The organism is Massilia sp. DJPM01 (genome assembly GCF_030348125.1).
GTDB classification, from domain to species: Bacteria; Pseudomonadota; Gammaproteobacteria; order Burkholderiales; family Burkholderiaceae_D; genus Telluria_A; species Telluria_A frigida.
Window position 1 is genome coordinate 1 of sequence record NZ_JAQOZV010000166.1, and the last position, 1,479, is coordinate 1,479.

Here is a 1,479-nt window from a genome sequence, read left to right on the forward strand (position 1 = left end):
GTTTAACAATGTTTCTAATCAGAGGTCTGACCCCGGTGGTAGGAGGTTTGAGCGAGGGCCTTCGATTGTCCGACCATGGTATTCGGAATCAGCGCTGGTGCCGGGCGCCTTAGCGCTTGGCGGGCGCCAGCTGGCGGGTGGCGTCTTTCTTGGTTTTTTCCACATGCGCGTTGAATCGGTCGACCACCGCCGATTCCCGCAGGCCGATCTCTTCCATCTCCCGGGACAGGGCGCGGAAGGTGGCGACGTCGCGCTCGCTGGCAAACATCAGCTTGCCGTTCTGGAACCTGGCTTTGCCGAGTTGCGATTGGGCGAAGTCGAGCACGTCTCCGACGCTCTTGATGAATTCCTTCCCGACCGCCGTCAATTGCGCATTGAGCTTGAGCGTCTCTTCACCCACCCGCGCGCCGGCACCCAGTTCGCTGCCACGATAGTGTTCCGGCACGTTCGCCGTGCGCACGTAGGCGCGTCCTTCTTCGACCGAGGCGATGATCATCTTGTCGCGCTGGTCGACCAGCTCGCTGTAGCGCGCCATCTTCGCGCGCGATGCGGCAATCGCCTTGCGCGAGGTGAGCGTCTCCGGCGTCAGCAAGGTGCTCATGTCGAGCGTCTCGAATTGCTTGTCCAGCAACTCGCGCTCGGCCACCTGCCGTTTCAGCAGCGCGCCGGCGCCATTCACGAAGGCCACCACCCGGCGCGCTTCTTCACTGGCGGCCGGGGCCGCCGCCGGGCCGGCCGCTTCGCCCTTCTCGTTCATGGTCGCCACCAATTGCTGGCCGGCCGCGCGGATCGCGCCAATGTCGCGCTTCATCGCGCCCACCTTGCCCAGCGATAGCAGTATCAGGACGATCCCGACCGCCAGCTTGGCGCACGCCATGCGCAGCGGCGGGTGGGTCTTCAAGATGCCTTTGAGCAGCGCCAGGATGATGAACACCGCCAACACGCTGCCACCGATGAAACGCCCGGCCGCGTAGGCGTCGCCGCTGCCGCTCATGGCCGCCCACAGGGGCAGGAGCAAACCTGCAGCCAATGCAATATTGGCAAGAAGGTCCAGGCGCGCGACCGTCTGGTCCGGCGGATTGTCGCTGTAATCCATTGAGTATTCCGAAATTGGTAATGTTGTATGGCAATGTCAGGCGGGATTTTACCCGTTCCCCATAAATACAATGTTGTATGGAAATAGCATTTTATCCAGAACAGATCGGCCGGGGCCGGTCCGCCCCCGCGTCGCGCCGTGAAAACAGGGGTGAAAACTCTTTTTTTGCCCCTCAAGTTTCGGCTGCGGCGGTCGTCAAGCGCCGCGAGCGGAGCCGGCTTGAGGGGCGAGATCGACAATATACTTGCCTAATTTCATTAAACTTTCCGCGAGGTAACCCGTTACATAGAAGGACTGCGGTGTGATTGTCCCGGACCGAAGGGGCAGACCAAAGCGAAGGCACGTTGCCAACATGAATAGGTAGTATCAGCAAGGAGTAATAT

At 61.0% G+C, this 1,479-nt stretch carries 1 protein-coding gene; it reads right to left on the minus strand.

Going from position 1 to position 1,479, the window contains the following annotated elements; genetic code table 11:
* Nucleotides 1–109: 109 nt before the first annotated feature.
* The gene (locus PO883_RS34395) at nt 110–1,096 is read right to left on the minus strand and encodes a hypothetical protein (protein ID WP_289313792.1); all 987 of its coding nucleotides are present in this window, start codon (nt 1,094–1,096) and stop codon (nt 110–112) included.
* Nucleotides 1,097–1,479: the final 383 nt, after the last annotated feature.

Bases quoted from the DNA above. Each gene is read 5' to 3' on its own strand.
- PO883_RS34395 (WP_289313792.1), bottom strand. From the start codon at position 1,096: ATGGATTACAGCGACAATCCGCCGGACCAGACGGTCGCGCGCCTGGAC.